General features: G+C 38.1%; 18 protein-coding genes and 1 riboswitch. Of the genes, 2 read left to right on the top strand and 16 right to left on the bottom strand.

The features are described from left to right. Positions 1–204: 204 nt before the first annotated feature. From CKK03_RS20505 to CKK03_RS20460, 9 genes are all read right to left on the bottom strand, one after another. Complete coding sequence (locus tag CKK03_RS20505; RefSeq protein ID WP_099364362.1) at positions 205–1731, bottom strand: AbgT family transporter; 1527 nt, start codon at positions 1729–1731, stop codon at positions 205–207. 21 nt (positions 1732–1752) lie between these two features. Then, entirely contained in the window at positions 1753–2931 is a 1179-nt protein-coding gene (locus tag CKK03_RS20500; protein ID WP_099364379.1) for a M20 metallopeptidase family protein, read from the bottom strand. A gap of 887 nt (positions 2932–3818) precedes the next feature. Beyond that, the gene (locus tag CKK03_RS20490; RefSeq protein WP_099364361.1) at positions 3819–5315 is read right to left on the bottom strand and encodes an extracellular solute-binding protein; all 1497 of its coding nucleotides are present in this window, start codon (positions 5313–5315) and stop codon (positions 3819–3821) included. A gap of 597 nt (positions 5316–5912) precedes the next feature. Next, complete coding sequence (locus tag CKK03_RS20485) at positions 5913–7181, bottom strand: mechanosensitive ion channel family protein (protein ID WP_099364360.1); 1269 nt, start codon at positions 7179–7181, stop codon at positions 5913–5915. Positions 7182–7457: 276 nt separating this feature from the next. Next, entirely contained in the window at positions 7458–10046 is a 2589-nt protein-coding gene (locus tag CKK03_RS20480; protein ID WP_099364359.1) for an FtsX-like permease family protein, read from the bottom strand. After that, positions 10043–10726 (bottom strand): ABC transporter ATP-binding protein, encoded by a 684-nt coding sequence (locus CKK03_RS20475; protein WP_099364358.1) that lies wholly within the window; start codon positions 10724–10726, stop codon positions 10043–10045. The genes CKK03_RS20480 and CKK03_RS20475 overlap by 4 nt, the downstream gene beginning before the upstream one ends. Before the next feature lie 105 nt (positions 10727–10831). After that, the gene (locus CKK03_RS20470) at positions 10832–11836 is read right to left on the bottom strand and encodes a sensor histidine kinase (RefSeq protein WP_099364357.1); all 1005 of its coding nucleotides are present in this window, start codon (positions 11834–11836) and stop codon (positions 10832–10834) included. A gap of 1 nt (position 11837) precedes the next feature. Next, positions 11838–12527 carry a response regulator transcription factor gene (locus CKK03_RS20465; RefSeq protein WP_099364378.1) on the bottom strand — a complete coding sequence of 230 codons (690 nt, stop codon included), beginning with the start codon at positions 12525–12527 and terminating at the stop codon, positions 11838–11840. 126 nt (positions 12528–12653) lie between these two features. After that, a complete protein-coding gene (locus tag CKK03_RS20460) occupies positions 12654–13946 on the bottom strand; it encodes an NCS2 family permease (protein WP_099364356.1) in 1293 nt (430 codons plus the stop codon). 107 nt (positions 13947–14053) lie between these two features. Next, a riboswitch (purine riboswitch) is annotated at positions 14054–14155 on the bottom strand. A 111-nt stretch (positions 14156–14266) separates the two neighbouring features. Between CKK03_RS20460 and CKK03_RS20455 the strand changes: the two genes are divergently transcribed. Both CKK03_RS20455 and CKK03_RS20450 read left to right on the top strand, forming a co-directional pair. Further along, the gene (locus CKK03_RS20455; RefSeq protein WP_099364355.1) at positions 14267–14659 is read left to right on the top strand and encodes a GntR family transcriptional regulator; all 393 of its coding nucleotides are present in this window, start codon (positions 14267–14269) and stop codon (positions 14657–14659) included. A gap of 2 nt (positions 14660–14661) precedes the next feature. After that, the gene (locus CKK03_RS20450) at positions 14662–15753 is read left to right on the top strand and encodes a DUF1648 domain-containing protein (protein WP_099364354.1); all 1092 of its coding nucleotides are present in this window, start codon (positions 14662–14664) and stop codon (positions 15751–15753) included. 31 nt (positions 15754–15784) lie between these two features. Here CKK03_RS20450 and CKK03_RS20445 read toward each other — a convergent pair whose 3' ends face one another. The 7 genes from CKK03_RS20445 to CKK03_RS20415 form a co-directional block, all read right to left on the bottom strand. Further along, on the bottom strand, positions 15785–17041 hold the full coding sequence (locus CKK03_RS20445; RefSeq protein WP_099364353.1) for an MFS transporter: 1257 nt from the start codon (positions 17039–17041) through the stop codon (positions 15785–15787). Between the two features lie 758 nt (positions 17042–17799). Next, a complete protein-coding gene (gene pqqE, locus CKK03_RS20440) occupies positions 17800–18900 on the bottom strand; it encodes a pyrroloquinoline quinone biosynthesis protein PqqE (RefSeq protein WP_245864230.1) in 1101 nt (366 codons plus the stop codon). A gap of 1 nt (position 18901) precedes the next feature. Next, entirely contained in the window at positions 18902–19204 is a 303-nt protein-coding gene (gene pqqD, locus CKK03_RS20435; RefSeq protein WP_180271333.1) for a pyrroloquinoline quinone biosynthesis peptide chaperone PqqD, read from the bottom strand. 28 nt (positions 19205–19232) lie between these two features. Beyond that, positions 19233–19964: a pyrroloquinoline-quinone synthase PqqC gene (gene pqqC / locus CKK03_RS20430; RefSeq protein WP_099364350.1), complete on the bottom strand. Its 732-nt coding sequence runs from the start codon at positions 19962–19964 to the stop codon at positions 19233–19235. Positions 19965–19966: 2 nt separating this feature from the next. Then, positions 19967–20920: a pyrroloquinoline quinone biosynthesis protein PqqB gene (gene pqqB / locus CKK03_RS20425; RefSeq protein ID WP_099364349.1), complete on the bottom strand. Its 954-nt coding sequence runs from the start codon at positions 20918–20920 to the stop codon at positions 19967–19969. 302 nt (positions 20921–21222) lie between these two features. After that, on the bottom strand, positions 21223–22575 hold the full coding sequence (locus CKK03_RS20420; RefSeq protein WP_180271332.1) for an MATE family efflux transporter: 1353 nt from the start codon (positions 22573–22575) through the stop codon (positions 21223–21225). Positions 22576–22769: 194 nt separating this feature from the next. Continuing rightward, a complete protein-coding gene (locus tag CKK03_RS20415) occupies positions 22770–23897 on the bottom strand; it encodes an NAD(P)/FAD-dependent oxidoreductase (protein ID WP_099364347.1) in 1128 nt (375 codons plus the stop codon). Positions 23898–24084 lie beyond the last annotated feature (187 nt).

The following is a 24084-nucleotide window of genomic DNA, read 5'->3' as shown; positions in this document are numbered from 1 at the left end:
TTCCCTACTCCTATTTAAAGTCTCTCCCTCTTTCCTATGGGACACGAGGGCAGGCACAAAATGTCCTAAAACTAAATGAAACAGAAAATCTCGATTATGAGATTCTCTGTTTCACATAATTACATTGCTTTATTTAAATTGTCAGCCTATTTTTTCATTTCCTGTATCTATTACGTAAAATTCTTAATCTCGTAATCGGTCCCTCTATAAATGAATCGGTCCCTGTGGTCCAACTGGAACACCGATTAGGTACCAAACCACAGCAATTATGATCCAGAAGATACCGAAAAAGATGGTGTATGGAAACAGTCCAGAAATCAGTGTTCCTAATCCAATGTTTTTATCGTATTTTTTCGCAAAAGATAATAGAAGTACTAGATATGGAAGCATTGGTGTAATAGGGTTTGTAATGGAATCTCCAACGCGATAAATGGCTTGTGTAAAAGCCGGGTGGTAATCCAAATACATAAACATCGGTACAAAGATTGGAGCAAGAATCGCCCACTTTGCTGATGCACTTCCAATTAGTAGATTTACAAATGCAACAAAAATGATGAACAAAATGATTAATGGAACGCCTGTTATCCCTATATCGTTAAGGAAGTTAGCCCCTTTAATCGCAATGATTGGACCTAGATTACTCTCGCTAAAGAATGAAAGTAATTGTGCAGCAAAGAACACTAAGACAATGTATGGTCCCATTGTGCTCATTGATTTACCTAAGATATTACCAAAGTCTCTTGAACTAGTAATCGTCTTGGCACCAATTCCATAGAAGAAACCAGGAATAAAGAAGAAAATCGTTAATAATGGTACAATCCCTGAAATTAATGGGGAGCCATCAATGATTGAACCAGTTTCCGGATTACGCAAAATGCCGTTTTCAGGAATAATCAGTGCCAATAAAACAATCACATAGACAGCCGTAGATATTCCTGCCCATTTTAGTCCGCGGTTTTCTTCTAATGAAATATTTTCTATTGCCTCAATTTCACCTGAATATTCCCCAAATCTCGGAATCGTAAATTTATGCGTGACCCATACAGAAATAAATAACAGGACAATTGCTGAAACCGCAATAAAATAATAGTTCATCGCAGGATTTGCTACATAATTTGGATCTACTGTCTGAGCAGCTGGACCGGTGAAGCCAGCAACAAGTGTATCAGACATTCCGATAATGAAGTTTGCAGCGAATGCTCCAAGTGTGGAGGCATATGCCATGACGAGTCCTACGAGTGGATGATATCCAAAAGCCATCAATACACTTGCAGCAAGTGGCGGCAATACGATTGGACCTGCATCACCAGCTGCGTTCCCTACAATCGCAATTAAAATAATGATTGGAATAATTAGCTTTTTTGGAGTCGTTAAGACCGCACGCTTCATAATTGTTGAGAAGAATCCACTATTTTCAGCCATTCCAATCCCAATCATCATTACAAGAACCATACCAAGTGGAGCAAAAGAGGTAAAGTTCGTCACAGAATTTAGCAATATTGCAACTAGACCATCCCCAGTTACGAGATTAATTGCCTCCACCGCTTCCCCTGTCGTGGGATGTGTTGCTGATACATTGAATAACGATGCAATATAAGATGAAAACAAGGTAATGGCACAAAGAATAATAAACAATACGATTGGATCGGGTAGCTTATTTCCTGCGTACTCAATCGAATCAAGCATTCGATTAAAGAATGTTTTATTTTTTTTCGTTATAGTTTGCGACATACTATCTCCCTTCAGTGATGCTTATTTATTGTTGGTTAAAGTTAATGCTGTAAAGACGTGGAATCGTAATCCGTCTTTCAATGCTTGTTCATCAATATCAAATTTCGGATGGTGATGTGGATATGTGATTCCCTTTTCTTCGTTCCCTGCACCAATAATGACAAAGCAACCAGGTTTTTCATTACTGAATGCAGAAAAATCTTCTCCACCAAGAAGAGGATCAACCCACTCAAGTGTTCGATCTGGTAAAAACTCTTCAAGCACCTGTACAACTTCATCTGTTACGTGTTTGTCATTCATTACCGAACTATAGCCATACGTATAGTTTACCTTTACTTCAACACCGTTTGCTTTCGCAATACCTTCAGTAATTTTAATGATACGATTTTTAACAAGTTCACGTACTTTAGGACTTAACGTTCGAACGGATCCACCAATTTCAACAGTATCGGGGATGACATTCAGCGCTAACCCACCAGCTTGGAATTTAGTCACAGACACCACGCTTGGTTCTAGTGGATCAATGGACCGTGAGACAATATGGTTAAGACCTGTAACAATTTGTGCACCAGTCGCAAGAGGGTCAATAGTTAATTGAGGAGTTGAAGCATGTCCTCCTTTACCTTGTAAAGAAATCTCAAACACATCACTTGCTGCTGTTAAAGCTCCATAACGGATGTGAACCGTACCAAATGGAACTGTTGAAAATAAATGGACACCGACAACCTCATCGACTCCATCAAGAACGCCAGCGGCAACCATTTCTTGTGCGCCTCCAGGAGGTAGTTCCTCTGCATGTTGGAAAAGAAAGACGATTTCACCACTTAGCTCTTCTTTATGCGCTGTCAAAATCTTAGCAGCTCCTAACAACATCGATGTATGACCATCGTGTCCACAAGCATGCATGACACCATCTTTTGTTGAGGCAAATGGAAGCGCAGTTTCTTCTTTAATAGGCAAAGCATCCATATCTGCACGGAGAGCAATGACTTTTCCTGGCTTAGATCCCTTTAAGCGGGCTACTACACTCGTTTTTGTCGGTCTTGATAATTCAAAACCACCAAAGCTTTCAAGAAGGTCATATACAAATTGAGAGGTATGATCCTCTTGAAAAGAAAGTTCTGGGTTTTGATGTAAATATCGACGCCATTCGATTACCTCTTGATATACATCTTCTATTTGTTGTAGAATCTCATCCATTTTCAAGTAACATCTCCCATTTCGTTAGTAATTTTTATAAAACAAATCTGATATATAGTTTATTAGCAAAAATACTTTAGTACGTTACCATGATATAAGAATATAAAAACTATTTCAATGGAAAATTATATTAATATTATTCGGAATTAATAGTTTCATTCTGTCTTTTGTATCAATACGAGTACACAGCACCTGAATTACTCTGTATTTTCCGGAATAATCCCTATTTTAAAAAATAAAAAGGCAATACCCCATAGGATATCACCTTTAATAACTATACCTCTTGTACTATATCAGTTTTCCATTTCTCTATGCATGATATCCTCTCCATTTTCAGCCACAATCAACTTCAAATCATGGCCAGTGATTCCTAGTGTTATAACAATAATTTTCACAACTTGAATATACCCTTTTATAGGCCTAGTTTTTTGATATATCATACGTTTGATAAATGTCATTTATTGCATTTAAAATACTAGTAATAACCATTAAAGCCACAATGATGATATATACATTTGGGCCCATTCTAATTAAATCATCATATGGCTCAAAGGTAGAGGCGAAGAAAGATCAATATTCTTAACAAACAACCCAATACTACCAAAAATCAGCATAACTACGCTAAACATAAATTTAGCTTTCATTTTCCTTCTCCTAAGTGGGATCCTCCGTCCCAAAAATAAAAGAGCAGAAGATCCCATTATAGACCCTCTGCTTTTAAATGTTATAATGCTTTATTGATATTATCAGCTTTTTTATAGTCTTTTCCTGTATCTAGATAATTTAATAACTCCTCAATTTCAGGTGAAGCAACAATTTTTTAGAAAAGAGTCTTAATTTATAATAAACACGATTTGTAACTAAGATAATTCCCAAAATTATTTTTTCTACGATTCATTGTATTCTTTAATTACATCATTTCCACCAGCATTTTTCCATTTTTCAATTGAATCCTTAAAACCTGTTTCATCGATATTACCCAGAATATATTGAATTGTGGCATCCTCGATAATTTGATCTAATGTACCAGCATTTTTGTTATATGTATCAGAGTCAAGAGTCACTGTAGGATCCTCAATTACATACTTATCATTGTCAATATATAACTCATTCGATTTAGTTGCTGGTTCATAGTCGTAAAATGCTTCATATCGTCCATTTGTTAAAGGTTCACCAATTTCGAGCGGTGTATACGGTTTAATTTCTGTATCAAATTTGTCTTGATCAAGCACTTTTGCATGACCATCAACGATTTCATAATGTTCTCCTTCTACTCCCCAAATAAGCGTATTAGCACCTTCAGTTGACATTAAATAATCAAAGAATTTAATTACCTTCTTTAATTCCGCTTCAGATTCAATCCCAGACTTAGGGAACATAATCAAACTACCATAGCCTGGAATAGAACGAACACCATATTCTCCATGTGGACCTTCTACATAGTTATGCACATCAAAAACTATATCTGGATTTAAGGCCACTGCATCATTGTACATACCATAGACATCTTGCATCGATCCAATGTAAGTTCCGGCTGACCCATTTTTTAACAATGCCTGCTGATCCTGTTTACTTGTAACCGGTGCATCATGGTTCATATATCCATTGCTATGTAGGTCCCTAAAATAATTTAGTGTATCAATATATTCAGGGAACATAAAATCTGGCAATAATTCTCCTTCTTTTTCACCCCACCGATTTGGTACTCCATGCCATGAAGCTATCACATTAAATGATCCTAACCCTTCTCGTACAGTTAATCCGATTGTGTCATCCTTACCATTACCATCGGGGTCATTTTCTGTGAAAGCCTTCAACATTTCGTAAAACTCAACTGTTGTTTTTGGGGTATTTATACCTAATTTGTCAGCCCAATCTTTTCTATATATAATACCATCTCGTGAAAGCGGTCTTCCCATATATAAAGAATAAAGCTTCCCATCAATCATTGAGTTATTCAAAGTACCTTCTCTAAGTTTACTCAAGTTCTCAAATTCATCTAAGTATGGACCAATTTCCCAAAACTGACCGTCCCTCACTGCTTCTTTAAATTGAACAAATTGTCCAGCTTTAACTAAAAAGGCATGTGGAAGAGTACCTGAAGCAAAAGCGGAATTTACCCTTTCGTCATAGGTGCCATCAGGTACCCATTGAATATCAAGATCAGTATTTGTCTTTTCCTCTAGTAATTTCTCTAACCGATCTTGTGGTATTTCTGGTGTATGCAGATTTAACATGAGAGATAATTTAAATCGCTCGTCTTTATCTTTCGACTTCTTCCCATTTGCATCACCTGAACTGCTGTCACTATTACAAGCAACTAATAATAATGAAGTTAATAATACCAAACTAAAAATTAAAAGATTCTTTTGAACATTTTTCAATTAACTCACTCCCCTTTTTTACTTTTCATTATTTTTTCCTAGTACCCACACACTCGATTAATAAGTGCTACATAAAACAAGTATGTTTTTCCTTTTCATTCCCCCCCTTTAGCAGTTGAACTTATAGCTATCAAAAGAAAAATAAATAGTTTGTTAGTTTTTATCTCAATATTCAAATAACTTAAGATGCGCTTGTGTGTTCATAAGTATAAAGGATGAAGTAATCTAGAAAAGATTCAAATGTTCTAATAATAACTTTGTAAATCTAATAAACAATCAATCCATAAGATTGTTACTTTTTTAAGAATTCAAGGAAAATTTTATATGTAATCTCAGAAGTGGTAGTCATTTATTCTAGTTAGTGGATAGAATATATATTTAAAAATTGAAAACCGTAATAGGCGTAGTTTACTAATCTGTGGGGTGTTTTTTTAATTTATTATTATAAATTTAATCGCTTTCATTAATATTGTCAAGGTTTTACAGTGAAGTTTATCCATTAAATAAACAAAGTGACTTTCTTATACTTCTTAAAGGAAAACGAAAAAAGACAGGACCCATCATCCTGTCTTTTTCAATAATCAGAGGGAACCGTTCCTAATTTCCCAATTCCCTTACTTTTCCTTCATAATCTGTTATATCAGTTAAGCTCTTTAAATCATACCCTGATGGATTTTGGAATAAGCGTATTCCAAATTCTGGAGCGACCGCAAAAAGATGGTCAAAAATATCAGCTTGGGTTGTTTCGTACACATCCCATCTTACATCATTAGTAAAGACATATATTTCAATTGGCAACCCATTTTCGGTGGGTGCTAGTTGTCGAACCATCAATGTCATGTTCTGATTAATGCCGGAATGATTTTGAAGGTAATTACTTATATACGCTCTAAAGACTCCGATATTTGTTAAAGCCCTACCATTCACAGGATTACTACGGTCAATATCATGCTTGATATTGTATTCTTCAATTTCGTGTTCCCTTTTTGTAATATAATCCGCTAGATAGTGGATACTTTTAAACTTCTCAATCATCTCTTCCGTACAAAATGAAATACTTGTTGAATCAATAAACAATGAGCGCTTGATCCGACGTCCACCTGAGGTTTGCATTCCCCTCCAATTGATAAAAGAATCGGAAATAAGAGCATAACTAGGTAGTGTTGTTATCGTCTTATCAAAGTTTTGCACCTTAACTGTAACTAAAGATATATCAATGATATCTCCATCTGCCCCATACTTCGGCATTTCAATCCAGTCTCCAACGCGTACCATATCATTAGAAGTCAACTGAATTCCTGCAACAAGACCTAATAATGAATCTTTAAAAACCAACATGAATACGGCTGATAGAGCACCAATTCCACTTAGAAGAATTAATGGACTTTTCCCCATCAAGTTTGCAATAACCAAAATGAACCCAAGTGTAATTACAACAATTTTCACAACCTGAACGTACCCTTTTATAGGCCTAGTTTTAGAGATTTCATAGGTTTGATAAATATCATTAATAGCATTTAAGATACCATTAATAACCATTAATGCCACAATGATGATATAGACATTTGCCCCCATCCGAATTAAATCATCATACGGCTCAAAAGCTGAAGCGAAGAAATGAATGATAATCGCTGGAACAATATGTGACAGCCTACGAAAAACCTTCCTCTCAAGAAGCATGTTATCCCATGTGAATTTTGTACTTCTCACAATTTTTGTGATGATCCTAATGATCACCTTTTTTGTAATAAAATTGGCGATAATACAAAGAATCGTGATAAAGAGAATCATGATTATCGTTGAAAGATATTTAACTACTGTTGGGTCCAATTCATAATCTGAAAGAAATTCCCGAATTAATGTCATATGTCTCCTCCATGGTATGTATATTTCTGTCATCTGCTAAGTTGTATGAAGTTCACCACGTGTTGTGAGATGCTTATTATTATATCAAATAATTTCTCCCATTCCTTCATAAACACTCATTAGATTTTGAAGAACTAATCTCCATACAAATCATTCGAATAGGAACATTAAATTACGTCTACATACTATTAAATGGTGCTCCACACAAAAAAAGACCTGGCCACAAAATATAGTAGCCAAGTTTTTTTGATTGGAAAGGGTAACGGATTATCCTCTTTATATACTTTCTTGTTTCAACCCATCGATTATATTTTCTTGCTTCACTTTTTGTATTGAATACAGCATGGCTGCCCCTACAATAATAAAGATGATGATCACAACAAATAAGATACTCATCCACGGGAGATTAAATCCATATTCAAACGTATTTCTAAGTGACCAATAAATTAAATACATGATGACAAAGCTTATTGGAAGTCCATAGAGCAAAGCCTTCACACCGTAAAATATACTCTCATAATTGATCATTTTATTAAAACCTTTTGGCGTCATCCCTACTGATCTAAGCATTGCAAATTCACGTTTTCGAAGCGAGATACTCGTTGAAATTGTATTAAATATATTTGCAATGGAGATTAAGGAAATCAGGGCGATAAAGCCATAGGTAAAAATAGACATAAGTACGATCACTTGCTCTTGTTCTTGTCTTCTTTGATAGACGTTATAGACATGCGTACCAGAGTCTGTGATTTTATCCAACTCATCCTGTGTTGCCAAGGGATCTGAACTATTCATGTATAATTCAGTTTGGATTTCACTACTTGCCTTCTCATTTCCTGCAACAATATTTGTTAATATCTCCTCTGAAACTATAATATTTAATCCACCAAGACTAGAAGTTGAGATCCCCATTGGTAACTGGTCGGTCAATGCTACAACTTTTATATTAGCAAGAAATTGTTGTTCTTCAGTCTCATAGTTCATTAAATTAAGTGCTAACGTATCCCCTACGTTAGTATGAATTGATTTTGTTTCAACAAATTTCCCCGTCTCATAATCTTGATAGTTGATGTTATCGATTATGATAGCATTAAGTTCATTTGTATTTTCAAATTTCGCAGAATCCGTTCCTACTTTTGCAGCATAGGCCCTGAAGCTGTCATGGTCTAAACCATGTAATCTTACGTAATAAGTAAATTTACCATCTTGTAAAATGGAGGGGTCATTTTCGACAGATTTTAATAACTCGTTTGGTAGTTGATCCTTCTCTATTAATGTAGTTAAATAGCTTGTTTGAACAATACTTGAATTCGTTACATAATCAAGTTTCGTAAACGGTACTAGATCTTCTTTGCCCATCTGATCATTAATCACTTGAATATCATAATTTATATTATCTACAGATAGTTCTAACGACTTTTTTAGGTCCTCTGTGAAGTATGACACTGTCAAAAAGAGGACGATACTGATGACAAGCGAAAAAACAGTTGCTTGATATCTTTTCTTATTTCGTTTCAAATTTTTCAAGCCAATTTCAGCTTCAATTCCAAAAAGTTTACGTACAAGTTTTGATGTCTTAACTGTTTTTCTTGATAATTTGATATCCTGTGTTTGTCGTATCGCATCAATCGCTGAAACCTTTGACGCTCTCATCGCTGGAATATAGGTGGAGATAAATATTGTTACAATTGAAATCACACAGGCTACTAAAAGTGAAGCTGGTGTAATGATTACATTTAGTTTTTCAGCAACATTTAGCGCACCTTCAAGATAAGTATTAATAAACGAAAAGGTTACCCCAATTCCAGCAAGACCCGAAAGGATACCTACTGGAATACTAACCGCACCAATTACAGCCCCTTCAAAGAAGACGGAATTTCGTTTCTGTTTTTTTGTCGCTCCTACACTTGATAACATTCCTAAATGTCTAGATCGTTCCGATACACTAATTGCAAAAGCATTATAGATTAATGCGACTGAACCAATAATAATAACGGCCATGACAATACCTGCCACAGAAAATAAGGTCAGACGTAGACTATCATTGTCTGTGACTCCATAAAAGCGCAATAATTCTTTATTATAGGATACAGAGTTGATTCCATTTTCTTTAGCAATGGTTTCTGAATGTTTATATAATGAACCCTTCACTTTTTCTAATACCACAACTGCATCTGCTGTATGAGTTTTACCCAAAGTATTTTTGTCTACGTATTTAATCACCGTGTATCCTGGCGACCATGTTGGTTCCCATGTTGGTCGTTTAATGGTCCCAACAATAGTAAAAGTTTCACTAGACTCAATCTTAAGTTTTTCCGTAACCCCATTTTCATCGGATTGCAAAGAATAATTCTGACCCAGCGGTTCCTCTTCCCCGGCTGCTAGTCTTTTTCCGACTTCCACCGACAGTTTGTCACCGATGTTAAATTCAACTTTTGCATTCTCGGCAATTGCTTCAGAAATAACAATTTCATCATCCTTTAAAGGTAAACGTCCCTCAGCTAACTCAATTGGAAATTGTTGAAACCCTGCTGTGTTGTACTCTTTAATAAACAGATAAGGTTTACTTTTATTTTCCGAACCCTCAAGCTTTGCATAGCCTAGGTCATTTGAAAGGACCAATTTTTTCGTTTGACTATCCTTTTCAATCGCCTGGATTTGTTCCACATTAACTTCATTATATTTGACGTGCCATTCGCCGTTGTCAGCAATGTTATCTCGAATCATTAGGTTTAAAAAAGAGACACCCAGTGTTGCTACAGCTGTTATCATCGCAACAGAAATGATAACACCAATGATTGTGACGAGAGTTCTTCGTTTATTTTCCTTCAAATGTCGAATCGTCAGTTTGTTAATGATGTTCATGGACGAATCACCTCGTCCTTAGCGATCCTTCCGTCCTCTATTGAAATGACACGGTCAGCTTGAAGGGCAATTCGCTCATCATGGGTAATGACAAGCAGGGTTTGATTATAGGTTTTATTGAACATCTTTAAAAGCTCAATGATTTCGCTGCTATTCTTACTATCTAGATTTCCAGTCGGTTCATCTGCTAACATAATGGCTGGATTACTAATAAGAGCACGACCGATTGAAACCCGCTGCTGCTGTCCTCCTGAAAGCTGATTTGGCAAATGATTTAAGCGTTGTTCTAGACCGAGAATCTTTACAATATTGGCAAACTGCTTCGGGTCAACCTTATGTTCATCTAATAGCATAGGTAAAGTAATATTTTCTTCTACCGTTAAAATCGGAATTAAGTTATAAAACTGATAGATTAACCCAATTTGTCTTCTTCTAAAAATCGCGAGTTGTATTTCATTTAAATCATAAATATCTGTGTTATCAATTAGAACCTTACCGCTAGATGGTCGATCCACACCACCAAGCAGGTGCAGAAGTGTTGATTTACCTGAACCTGAGGGGCCGATAACGGCTACAAATTCTCCCTTTTTCACTGAAAATGAAACATTATCAAGTGCCTTAACTGCTGTTTCACCTTTTCCATATACCTTAGACAGATTCTCGATTTGTAAAATATTCATCCGTAAACCTCCATATTTTCGATGTTGAGTTCAGTATATCTGTCTAAGATGACTCTAAAGTGACTACTAAAGTGACATTTTATTCACTTTCGATGGAACATGCTGCTAAATCACTTGTTTGTACAGTTTTATAATGAACTGTGTCCCTTCTTCCTTACCGCTTTTCACTTCAATATCACCTTGTTGACTATTTATAATACTATGGGCCATAGCTAGACCAATTCCGACACTATCTTCACCTGCATTCTTGCCCTTGTAAAAACGTTTAAAGATATAAGGGAGGTCCTCTTTTGCAATGCCTTTTCCATTATCCGAAATACGAATCTCGGTATATAATGCATTCTCAGAAAATGAAACGGATATTTTACCACCCTCCGGCGTATGTTCAACACAATTTTTAAAAATATTAATAAGTGCCTCCGACGTCCAGTTGAAATCCCCAAGAAAGGATACCTCTTTGTTTCCTTCAACATGCAGGTTTTGTTGCTTAATATCCATTGGAACTAAAACAGGTTGGATTCCACGTTCTATCAACTCTGAAACATAGATTATATCCTTTTTAAAGGAAACTGTTCCAGCATCTATTTTTGAGAGTTTTAATAACGATGACACGAGCCACTCAATTCTTTCTAACTGAATGCGGATGTTATTTGTAAATTCAACCCGTTTTGCATCATCCAGTTTCGCATCCCCCAATAAATCAGCCATCACCATCATAGAGGTGAGTGGTGTTTTTAACTGATGCGAAATATCCGAAATAGCATTCGTAAGTTTTAATTTATCCTGTTGCAAAAGAGCGCTATGCTCAGATAGCTTTAATGTCACTTTATAAATATCACTCTTTAAGATGCTAAGTTCGCCCTCATGATTGTCTCTTACATCTAAACTATAATCACCACTCGTTATCTTACGTAAATATCTAGAAAGTTTTTCAATTTCACGATATCTCCATTTCGTAAATCCCAAACTACATCCAATCAATAAAACGGATGTGAAAAGAACGAAGAGTGCAGCCAGTCCCGAAATCAATATATAGGCTAACACGGATGCAACTAACGTTATAATAAAAAGAGCCAGAAGTAAGAACTGGATTTCCCGGTTACGCACCATATTAATCACCAGCCTTATAGCCCATTCCACGGACGGTCTTAATAATCTTCGGGCTTTGTGGTTCATCTTCAAGCTTCTCTCGTAATCTCTTGATATAAACGGTTAATGTGTTATCATTCACAAAATCACCCGCTACATCCCAAATTCGATCAAGTAATTGTGTTCGAGTAAGAACTTGACCAATGTGGTTCGCGAATATTAAGAATAGACGGTACTCTAAAGAAGTTAGAAGTACCTCCTCGCCATTTTTATAAACCTTACCTTCTAACGTATTAATACGAATACTTTCTATATCAATGACGTTCTTGGTTTGTGCCGTTGTTTGCCTATTATATCGACGGTGCACCGATTTGATCCGTGAAAGTAACTCACGAATACGAAATGGCTTTGTAATATAGTCATCCGCACCCATGTCTAACCCCATCACAACATTCACTTCATCATCCAAAGCCGTTAAAAAAATAACCGGTTTATCACCTTGCTTCTTTACTAACTCACATAATTCATACCCACTTCCGTCTGGTAAAGATAAATCAAATAAAAACAAATCAATACTATTCCAACTATCTGAAATAACCTTTTTAGCATCCTCAACATTATGGCAAACAATCGTCTCATAATTTTCTTGCTTCAACGTATAATCCAACCCAGAAGCAATCGTCCTATCATCCTCAACAACCAATATCTTCATCATAGTGGGTCACAGGGACAGGTCCCTTGTCCCAACCCTCCCCATCGTCTTAGTCTGTTCTAAGTTATTTTATCAAAAAGAAAATCCCCTGGACATGTTGATTGTACATCTCCAGGGGATATTCCTTTAAACATAGATAAAATAGACAATAAACGTAACAAAAAGAACATACATGATTGGATGTACTTCTTTATGTCTTCCCAACGCAAGCATCGTAATAGGATACATAATGAATCCTAAAGCAATCCCTGTTGCAACGCTAAATGTTAATGGCATCATAATAATTGTCGTAAATGCCGGTATGGCAATATCGAGCTTCGTCCAGTCAATATGTCGAACTTCTGCCACCATCATTGCACCCACGATAATGAGGGCTGGAGCTGTTATTTCAGACGTAACAACCGCTAACAACGGCGAGAAAAAGAGGGCTAAAAAGAAAAAGCCTGAGATGACAACTGATGAAAAACCAGTTCGTGCGCCCGCTGCAATACCTGCAGTAGATTCAATCAAGGAAGCAGTCGGAGACGTTCCTAGAACAGAACCGATAACAGTTGCGGAAGCATCCGATAATAATGCAGGCCCCGCGTTTGGAATTTTGTTTTCCTTTAAAATGCCAGCCTGACTCGCAACAGCAATCAATGTGCCTGCTGTATCGAAAAATCCAACAAATAAAAAGGTAAAAATAACAATAATTAAATCTGGTGTAAATACATTTGGAAGCTCAGAAAAAACAACTCCAAATGTTGGTTCAAGACTTGGTATTTTACCAATGATACCTGCCGGCTTCTCAATAATCCCGAAGATCATCCCAACAATTGATGAAATAACCATGCCGTAAAATATACCACCACGAATCCCCCTAACTAGCATTACGGAGGTAATGATAAATCCAAATAAGGCAAGTACAGTCGCACCAGATGTAAAGTCTCCGAGTGAAACAAAGGTAGCCTCGTTCCCTACAATTATCTTCGCATTTTTTAGTCCAATAAAAGCGACAAAAAATCCAATCCCACCCGCAATCGCATACTTCAAATCCTGTGGTATCACATTAATAATTTTTTCACGGATTTTTAACACACTTAAAAGGACAAATAAAATACCTGCGACGAAAACGCCCGTTAATGCTGTCTGCCATGGAATTCCCATCCCGATCACAACTGAATATGTAAAAAATGAATTTAGACCCATACTAGGGGCAATCCCGATCGGATAATTAGAGAGTATCCCGATAAGCAGTGAACCAAGGATAATGGTTATCGCAGTTGCCGTAAAAACAGCACCTTTATCCATCCCTGATTCACCTAAAACGATAGGATTGACCACAAGGATGTAGGCCATCGATAGAAATGTTGTTAGTCCACCAATAAATTCTTGCTTATATGAAGTTTGACGTGTATTGAATTCAAAATAATTTTTCATATTTCTATATTCCCCATTTTGATGTGATTTATTTTTTTAAAATAAAAAAAGCCTTGATAGTATAGACCTACCAAAGCACGTACAAATAGGAGTAAAAAGGACATTTGATATCCTTATAAACCATTTGTAGTCAAGCTTTTTACGGTAGCTTGGTAGAAACAATCGGGCCATATCCCCGAACATATACAAATTACTTTATTCATATAACTTTAAAAATCTATCAGTGATTTTAGGTTTCGTCAAGCTTTTTTCTATTTTGTTATAGTTTTAGTATAACAAACGTGTTATACTATACATAGAACAGATAGGAGGGATCGAAAATGTTGATTCGAATTGAATCTGAATCCGATATTCCCATTTACCAACAAATCACCAATCAAATCATCGAAGGAATTGCTATAGGGTCGATTCAGCCAGGTGATTCCCTACCTTCCGTGAGAACGTTTGCCGCAGACCTTGGCATTAACATGCACACCGTTAACAAAAGCTATCACCAACTTGAGAAAAAAGGAATTATCCGAATCGTTCCGAAGTCTGGAGCGGTGATTTCTTCCCCACAGGATTTTAACGATTCTTCCTTTGACAACTTAAAGGAAAACTATAAATTACTCATCGCGGAATCAATCGTTGTCGGTATGTCCGATGAACAAATTCAAGAATTAGTTTCTTCTACGATTAATCATTTAAAACGCTCATCAAATAAGGAGGCATAATTATGACGTTAGCTATCTTTCTCATAATCGCCGTTATTCTAGCCGGGATCCAAACCGCAGTTCCTTTTCTTGTGAAACGCACAGTTATCTTCGGGATTACAGTTCCCGAAAAACACATTAAGAATGAAAAACTTTCTTCTTTTAAAAAGAAATATTCCCTACTTGTTTCTTTTTTATCTATTATCGCTTTGGCAAGTTACGCAATATGGGTACAGTCAAGCAACGCCTCAGAAGAACAGACCGTTCTGATTGGAACCATAATTCAATTTTCGATTATTTTGTTTAGCTTTACCCTCTATTTTTATTTTCACGGAAAGACACTTCAGTTAAAGAAGATAATGAAATGGGGAGAAAATACAAAACAAATTCAAATCGCGGATCTGTCAGCACGCGCTAAGGATGAAATGCTGCCATGGTATGTCTTTTTAGTACCGATACTCATCACAGTTGGTGTGATCGGTTATACCATTTCTCAATACAATCTTCTTCCGGACCAGATTCCAACTCACTGGGGAATTAACGGAGAAGCTGATGCCTTTACTGAGAAAACACCCGTTTCAGCCATTTCCTCACCACTCATGTTGTTAGTGATGCAGGCAATGTTTCTAGCGATTATCGTAAGCACAAAAAAGTCTGGTATCAAATTGAGTGCAACAGCAACCAATGCTTCACGATTACGACAATTAACATTACGTAAATATACAAGCTGGCTACTACTTTTAACGTCTATTTTATTAACGGGAATGTTTTGTTTCTTTCAATTTAGAACGATCCATCCTGATATCGTGGACGGAAAAATTGTAATGGCCGTACCCATTATTTTCCTAATTATTACTTTAGGATCTACGATTGCATTCGCTCTAAAAGTTGGCCGTTCAGATAAACAATCTATGGATGAAGCAACTGCAGGAATAACAGATTATGACGATGACAGGCATTGGGTTGGTGGCCTCTTTTATGTCAACAAAAGTGATCCATCCATCTTTGTTGAAAAACGCTTTGGTGTTGGCTGGACAATCAACTTCGGTAACCCAATTGGGTATTTTATTATTTTAATACCACTAGCACTCATCATCCTGTTTAGCTTTCTTTAAAAAATCGACAAGCGCTGCTTGTCGATTTTTTTCATCCGGACGATGGATTTAGTTTCATTTTGGTATCGTAGGCTCGGAAAGCCTTGCCATAGAAATAAGCAAAACTACCTTGTAAACTAGCCGCAAGATAAAAAGGTAAAGCCAAAGCACCTAACCCGAAAAGGTATCCAGTAATATACGGACCAATTGAAATTGGCAGACGCATGGATAAAAGATTAATACTTGACGCAAATCCACTTCTTTTTCCACGCGTTAAGCTAACACTTAGTGCTTGACCTGCTCCTTGGGACCCTCGATTTAATGCCGTTCTCAGAATATAAAGAATGGATACAAGCGCATATGATGACAACAGTGGCATCAATACTAGAAGAAGGCATGCAATGTATCGGACCATTACAATCGATTGAACTGTTCCATATTTTTTTGAAATGCCAGCTTGAAAAATCGAAATAATACCGGTCGCAAAAAAGGTAAGAGCTAACGTACTACCAATTTGCGCACTGCTTACTCCAAATTTCACGGAAAACCAGTAAGCCATCATCGGCCCCGTCAATCCAATTGCGATTCCATTCAACACATTGATACCTGCTAACTTTAAAATGGCTGCATTTTCTTCTTTTGTAATTTTCATTTCTTCTATCTGGGTCATCTTCTCCATTGGTTTTTCTTTTCGGTTAAAAGGTTCTCCACTAACTGTTACTACAATTGCAGCCGTGGCAATTGAAAATGCAAATGTAGAATAAAAGGCGAGATCGTAGACAGAGATTCCAAGTGAGAGGTTGCCAAAACTCAACGTACCGACCAGCATCGCCCCTGTCGCCATTCCGAAAAAGCTTAGCGCATTATTGAGACTATATATTTTTCCTCGTTCCGAGGGTTTGATAAAGGAAGCGAGCCATGCCTGTTCTGCCGGAGCAAACGGGCTTGCTGAACCTGCATCTGCTTTTCCAAAACCGGAAAAAGTAATCGCAATAAACAATAGAACAGGATTGATAGAGAGAATTCCGATCAACGCACACCCTGCCGTCGAAAGCTCCGAAAGCAGAACAAAGGGTTTCCTGCCTACGCGATCACTGAATATACCAACTAACGGAGCAAGGAAAACACTAAGCAATCCACCGGCAGCAAGCACCGCTCCGATTTTAACAGAACTCCACCCTAAAGCATCAAGGTACAGCGCTAGCACAACAACCATCATACCTTGTCCAATACTTCGTATCAGATTAACTAACATTAGCTTTTTTACCACGGGATGTATTTTATCTGTATGGTCTTCTCTGACTAGCATATTTTCACCACTTCGGATTCAGAAATTGGATTGGACTTGGTTAAAATAGGTAATTTGTGTAGTCCTATTTAAAAGCCTTCCAAAGTGAGGTGGCAATTATTCAGAGGGATAGTTTTATTACTGGATTTTCTGATTTCCGGATGATTTTTTTTGATAGTTAGAGCTGGGGATTCATCCATTTCCGCTCATAGCTCCGATGAAGAGGATTGGGGGACGGGGCTACTCGCGTTTTCCTCTTCATAACCGCGATGAAGAGGATTGGGAGGCGGGGTTGCTCGCGTTTTCCTCTTCATAGCTCCGATGAAGAGGATTGGAAGACGGGGTTGCTCGCGTTTTCCCGTTCATAACCTCGATGAAGAGGATTGGGGGACGGGGTTGCTCGCGTTTTCCCGTTCATAACCTCGATGAAGAGGATTGGGTGACGGGGATGCTCGCGTTTTCCCTTTCATATTTCCGATGAAGGACTTTACAACGATGCCCTACCTGCTTTCGGTCCTTCATCACCCCGATGAAGGACTTTACACCTAGGCTCTGACTGCACTCGGTCCTTCATCACCTCGATGAAGGACTTTACAACGACGCCCTACCTGCGTTCGGTCCTTCATCATCCCGATGAAGGACTTTGCACAAAGGCCCCGGCTCCACTAGCTCCTTCATCACCAAATTAGACAAACCTCTCCAAAACCATAGTATCTACGTCCACAACAAAATAGATGCCAAAGGCAATTCAATTTTACAAATCGCCCCTAGCATCTATTTCATGATCTTATTTTTGATGTTGTGATTTTACGGTAAATCAATGGTGATGCCTCGCCCACTCGCGTACTAGTTGCTTCCTGTACTGCTTTTTCAACGATATGATGATCTGGTGCCAGGTGACACACTGGGTCTGTTGCATGAGCGTCTCCAGTCAAGGCATAGGCCTGACATCGACATCCTCCACCATCTTGCTGTACCAAATCACAAGAACGGCAAGTTTCTGGTAGCCACTCATCCCCTCGAAATCGATTAAACGAATTCGATTCATACCAAATTTGTTGCAATGACCGCTCACGTACATTTTCAAAGGTAATACCTTCTATCATCCCTGCCGTTGGGCATGGCAACACGTCTCCGTTGGGGGCCACAGTTAAAGCGATCGCTCCCCAACCGCCCATGCATGGCTTGGGAGTTGTTTCATAATAATCAGGAATAACCCAAATGATTTCCATTTCCTTACCAATACGTTCTCTTGCTGCTTCAAAAACCTCACTCGCCCGCTCAATCTGCTCTCGACTTGGCATGAGCTGATCCCTGTTGAGTAAAGCCCAATTATAAAACTGAGTATTTGCTAATTCCAGACGTTCTGCGCCCACTTCATGGGCAAACGTAATAATTTCATCCAATGTATCTATGTTCAACCGATGCAACACCACATTTAAAGATAAATGCATTCCCGTCCTCTTGACTGCTTCAACAGCCTTCCGTTTCTTTTCAAACGCCTTAAATCTACCAATCTCATCCGAGAGCTTTTCTTCTCCAGCTTGAAAGCTAATTTGGACATTGGCCAATCCGGCCTCCATAAACTGATTTGCCTTTTCTTCAGTTAAGCCAATCCCACTTGTTATTAGATTCGTGTACATTTCTAATGAATTCGCATGTTGGATCAGTTTATCTAGATCCTGCTTTAAAAGTGGCTCTCCGCCTGAAAAATGAATCTCAACAACTCCAAGATCGGCTGCTTCTGATAATACCCGCTTCCAATCCTTTGTTGATATTTCCATTTCTTTTAGTGTCATTTCGATTGGATTTGAACAGTATGGACAATGTAAGGGACAACGATGCGTTAACTCTGCAAGCAACGAGAAGGGCGGTTGCACTCTATAATTCTTTGATTCTAGAATCTTGCATCACCACCCATCCTTCGTCCACCATTTGTAAGATAAACTTTGTGATATCCGCCTGCATGACTTCGAAATCAGGCAAATTCTCAGACTCTAGGGAACTTCTCATTTTTTCGGTGATGGTGTGAACTGATTCATTTCCGTCACATAGAGCAAGAATGGACGCGGCAGTTTCGTTCAGAACCACAACCTTTTCAGGTAACAAAAGAAGATGTTTTTCTCTTACCTTATCAAACTTGAGTCGCCCTTTTTGTGCGAGTCTTGGAAAACTAGTAGTCAAAATTTCCCCACCACCATTTCCTTATAACTTAATTTGGAAAAGCTTTTTCAATCGCATCAAGCTGTGCCCAAAGTACATCACACTTAAATTGTAAAGCCTCAACTGCAAGCTGCTGTTCTTTTAATGTCTTGCAATAATCCAGTACTACATTTAGAGCAAATTCTGTATCACGCGGTGCTTGTGTTAAGCGATTTCGGAAATACCCAAGTCCGGACCGGTCAATCCACGGATACAATCGTTCAAGGATTTTAATCCGCTCTGAAATAAGAATGGGTGAAAAAAGTTCAGTTAATGAAGAAGCAACTGCCTCTAGCCATGGCTTTTCTTTCGCAAAGTTCACATAAGCGTCAACCGAAAAACGAACAGCAGGTACCACATGTTCTTCACTTAAGACCTCTTCCCGTGAAAGTCCCACTACTTCCCCAAGCCTTAACCAAGCTTCAATTCCGCCCTCTTGTTCATGGTTGCCATCATGGTCAATAATCCGCTGGATCCATTCACGTCTAAACTCCCTTGTTGGAAGTTTTGATAAAATAACCGCATCCTTAATCGGAACAGATTTTTGATAATAATAACGATTGGCTACCCAACCTCGGATTTGCTCTCGACTTAGAGTACCCTCGTGCATCGCCACATGAAAGGGGTGTTTATCATGATAGGAGGACCGCCCGACATTGATTAATCGTTCTTTAAAATCCTCCCGAGACCATGGCTCTCCAGCTTCATGAGACACCCTCGCTAACCCTCCTTGTTGTGGCATATTCAAACCTCCAATTCCATACCTTCATAGGCAATCTCAATACCGTGTTGCTCCAACATATCTGCTTCCTTTGAACCTTTTTTCAAAATCGGATTGCTATTGTTAATGTGGATTAATATTTTTCGTTCTGCTGAAAACGATGCTAAATTCTCGATGATTCCTGACGTACCACTAATTGGGAGATGCCCCATATCCCTTGCATTCCGTTTCGTTGCACCCAATGCAACCAATTCATCTTCAGACCAAAATGTACCATCGACTAACAAAATATCTGCTTTATGTAAAGCAGACTCAATTTCTGGTGTCATCGTATCTAAAGTCGGAAAATAAGCCACACATTTTCCAGACCTTTCATTTTGTAAAAGTAGACCAACCTCCCATATTTCCGTGGAACTATCAGGATTTGACTGAGCATATAGAGGTGGTTTTATTGAAACGGGAATCGTCTCGATCAGGAGCGAACCCTCACTTGTATCTCCAATTCGTTCCTTATAATCAGGATTGAGTGTCTGCCATTCCCAAGAACAATAATTTTTTAGCATCGGGATAACAGGAAAGGCTGCGTGTAAACATTTTCTTACCGTTTCCGTCCCATATATCGTTAAATGGGAGCCTTCTCGTAACGACAATAAACCGATTGAGTGATCAAGCTCTGCATCGGTTAAAATCACACCAGCAAGTGGTGTTTCCCTAATACCAGGTCCCGCATGAAGTTCAGAAAAGGTTTCAATCTGCCTACTCACATCTGGGCCTGCATTGATGAGATACCAGTCTTTATCATTTGCACTTATCGCAAGGGAGGATTGTAACATCGGTTTTAACTTTATGTCCCCGTCGCGAACACCGTTACAATTGGGACATGCACAATTCCACTGTGGAAAGCCTCCTCCCGCTGCTACTCCTAAGACCCTGATTCGAATTTTACTCCATCCTTTCAAACAGACATAATAAAGCATGTAAGGCAAGTTTAGTGGTACTACTCACGGATGTAGGAATACATTGTCACCTCAGCGGCTGTATTAATCACTTCATACTCAGGAATGACCCACATGCTTTTCACCCCCTTCAAAAGGATAAATGTATATAGAAATTGATTGAAATTCGCCCTTTCAAGCTATTCTTATGATAAAAACAGGCGCAAAATAACCATGAATTTCGACATAAAGTTGTCCAATTTGCCAAATTGAACGGGACGAACCTATACATGGGTAAAAAAAACAATGCCCTGAAATAACTCAAGAGCATTGTTAATCAATCATTATTTTTTTATTACGGCATTCGAACTAAATAACTCCTTCTTTTTCCATCCACCCCATTTAAAATAGGAAAATGAAAAAATGCTACTAATGATAAAACTAATCCCAATCCCTAGTGCAATTCCGTTCTGCCCAATTAGGCTCGAGCAGAAAAAAGTAAGTGGATATCGGAGCAGCCAGAAGGATAGGATGTTTAATATTAAAACTTGGTACATGGCTCCCGCTCCTCTTACGACACCATTCAAAATAAAATTAATGCCAATGAATGGATAAAAGAAAGCGACAATTTTCAAATAGTCCGTTCCAAAAGTGACCGCTTCTTTTTCCTGAATAAACAACTTCGTGAGTCCTTCGGCAAACAAGAACACACCTAATGCAATTGACACCGTAATAATCAAATTGAAAATTGTACCGTACACCGCAATCTGACGGACTCGCTCCCATTGGTTGGCTCCAATATTTTGACCTGCCATACTATTCACGGCTGTGCCTAATGCCATCGCCGGAATGGTTATTAAACTATCAATTCGTTGTGAAGCACCGAAGCCAGCTACCACAGCCCCATCGAATGAATTTACCACTGATAAAATCGCCGTAACCCCAGCGAAAATCACCATCATTTGCAGCCCCGCAGGAATTCCTAATTTTAAAATTAACCAAATATCCTCTTTACTTGGTAAATGGGGTATCGAATATGGAACAAGATTGCGTCGAAACGTATACGCTAATGCCAACAAAAATGAAATTCCTTGTGCAAACACAGTTGCCCATGCAGCTCCATGGATTCCCCACTCAAAATAGGAAATGAATAATGGGTCCAAAACGGCATTTAGCGCAACTGCTATAAGCACAAAGCGTAACGGAGTCTTACTATCACCCAACGCCCTAAGTACAGTGCCAATAAAGTTATATCCCATAATAAACAAAATACCAATAAAATTTATTTCTAAGTATGCCTTTGCCTCATTGAGCATTTCCTTTGGCGTATTTAAAAATAATAATAGGGATTCTGAAAAAAAGTAACCAAATAAACCAACTACAATCGAAAGTGTTGATAATATAACAACGAAAGCATTCACATATTTTTTTAATCCTTGCTCATCATTCATCCCTTTTTGTTGGGAGAGAATTGTCAGTGTGGCGTTGTTAATTCCAATTATGAACGCCAATACCGTGACAACAATTGTAGATGAAATTGTAATCGCCCCGAGTGCATTTGCACCTAGTAAATTTCCTACCCACAAACTATCGATAAATTGATAGGAAACCTGAAGCAGATTGGTTAACATTATGGGTCCAGCAAAGGTAATTAATTGCTTGCGAATTGAGCCTTGCGTGAAATCCTGTTGCGTCAAAACATTAGCACTCCTTATTTTTTCCATTCTTATGTTCTATAGGATACCACACCTTCTCTGTGCTGTCTGATTCCTTTACTTCCAGAAATGAGTTAATAATTTTGCATAACTAAAAAAACAATAAAGGAGTTTTCCTCTATTGTTTTTCCAGAATATGAATTTATTAAATAACCTCTTCCATAAAAACAATCACCTTACACATGCTTCTTAATCTCAATTGCACGACCAGGTCGGCAAGGTGTAAGATCCAATTCAATCTCTTCATCTTGGATCATTGAAGCTGCTAAACTACCAATATATGGACCCATCGTAAGCCCGGATGGTCCTAATCCAGTAGCAAGTATAACGCCTTCAAGTGTATCCACAGTTCCTAGAATTGGCAACACATCTGGTCCCATTGGTCGAAATCCGATTCGAACCTCTTCCAAAGATCCATCTTCTAGACCAGGCGCAACCTCTAGCGCTTTTGTCAACACCTCATTCACCCCACCGGCAGTCAATCGATAGTCAAATCCAGACCCAGTTTCTCTAGTCGCACCTGCTACGACTTTACCATTGTCAAATGGAACAATATAATGGGTGGATTGAGGAATAATAATCGGCCAATCAGAACTGTCCTTTCCAGGTAATTTGATATGAGCAATCTGCCCACGCTGTGGATTGACATTTAAATGGATACCAAACGGTTCCAATAATTCGGGAGCCCAAGCCCCTGTAGTAATAAGGACTTTATCAGCAAAAATTGTTTTATTTCCAACCTTAACGCCAATTATTTTTCTGTTCTCATGTACTAATTGTGCTTCTCCTTCTACAAACTCAGCACCGTGACGTTGTGCAGCGCGGTTTAGCGCATCACGTAGTAAAGCACCATCTACTCTAGCACCTCCTGATACAAACAAAGCCTCCATATTTGGGTTAAGTGGCGGAAAGACCTCTCGGGCCTGCTCTGCATTAAGACGCAGTATATCTCCTATTTCAGGTGCATCTTTCCGTTTGGTTTTCGCTCTCGTTTCAATTTCATCCAATATACCAGGATCTGACGAGACACATAATGCCCCAACCTTTTTATAACCTACTTCATCTTCGCCCTCTTTTTGCAAGGTAGAAATTAAATCTTGATAGAAAACAAAACTTTCCTTAGCTAGGCTATACCAAGTTTCATTTTCAATCTCTTTGAGCCAGGGACAGACAATCCCCGCTCCAGCAGAAGTTGCCTTACCTTTTTGTTGTTTATCAATCATGATGACATCTATATTATTTTTGGCCATGTGATACGCTGCGCTTGCACCTACAATTCCTGTTCCGATTACAATAACTTTCATGTCAATCACTCCCTCTAATTCTATTGTATTTAACTCTCATGGACTTTACCCTAACTACTTTAGAATCATCCGATTTAAACAATTGGACCAAAGATGCCAAACTGCTTACCATGTATGAATTTTACTACCTTTTCATTATTAAAATAACTTTTTAGTATGAGGGCCATTTATGTCCAAATTCCAATGT

Origin of the sequence: Fredinandcohnia onubensis (genome assembly GCF_002734215.1) — a bacterium.
GTDB lineage: Bacteria > Bacillota > Bacilli > Bacillales > Bacillaceae_L > Ferdinandcohnia > Ferdinandcohnia onubensis.
This window is presented reverse-complemented; position numbering and strand designations above follow the sequence as displayed.